Origin of the sequence: Gilliamella sp. Choc4-2 (assembly GCF_001690355.1) — a bacterium.
Classification (GTDB): Bacteria; Pseudomonadota; Gammaproteobacteria; order Enterobacterales; family Orbaceae; genus Gilliamella; species Gilliamella apicola_A.
Map to the genome: position 1 here is coordinate 1 of NZ_LZHG01000023.1, position 761 is coordinate 761.

2 protein-coding genes are annotated in these 761 nt (G+C 40.2%); both read right to left on the reverse strand.

Annotated features, from left to right (window positions below; translation table 11 throughout):
- A partial coding sequence (locus A9G34_RS03635) for a DDE-type integrase/transposase/recombinase (RefSeq protein ID WP_065568897.1) occupies nt 1–562 on the reverse strand: 562 nt, incomplete at its 3' end.
- On the reverse strand, nt 562–761 hold a 200-nt coding region (locus A9G34_RS03640; protein WP_065568898.1), incomplete at its 5' end, for a transposase. The genes A9G34_RS03640 and A9G34_RS03635, both read right to left, overlap by 1 nt.

Below are 761 nucleotides of genomic sequence, written 5' to 3' on the forward strand. Positions count from 1 at the left end.
CTGTAAATTCTGGTCCATTATCTACTCGTATTTTTAATGGATACCCATGATATTCAGCCAGTTTATCTAAGTAACGGGTGATCCTTCCTGCTGGTAAGCTTACTGCAATATCAATCCCTAACGCCTCACGATTAAAGTCATCGATGACATTGAATGTTCTAAAGCGACGCTGATTACGACTACTGTCACTCATAAAATCCATTGACCAACATTCACCTTGTTTATTGGGTGCTGATAGCCTTTCTGGGCTTCGTGGAGGAATGCGCTGTTTACGCTTTATCCTGAGATTAAGCTTTAATTCACAATACACCCGATATACCCGTTTATGATTCCATTTATAGCCGAGCTTTCTGATACGATTAAAGCATTTAGGAAAACCCCAGCGTAAATGCCTTTCCGTGATAGCATTCAACACCGAAATAATCACTGAATCATCCGGTAACTTAGGTTTATAATAGTAAGCACAACGGCTTAAGCCAACAATGGCACAACTCATAGTAATAGTAACTGAATGATTTTGTTGTAGTTGCTGTGCCCACGTTTTACGTGCCTTTGTGGGCACTAAAGCTTTTTTATGATTTCTTCCTGAAGCTGGGATTTTAAGCTCAGTTCGGCAAACATCTGCTTAAGCTTGAGATTTTCAGCCTCCAGCTCCTTTAAGCGTTTGATATCCGAAGTTTCCATTCCGCCGTATTTTTCTCGCCATTTATAGAAAGTTGAATTACCCATGCCATATTTACGGCACAGTTCTTTAACCGGAA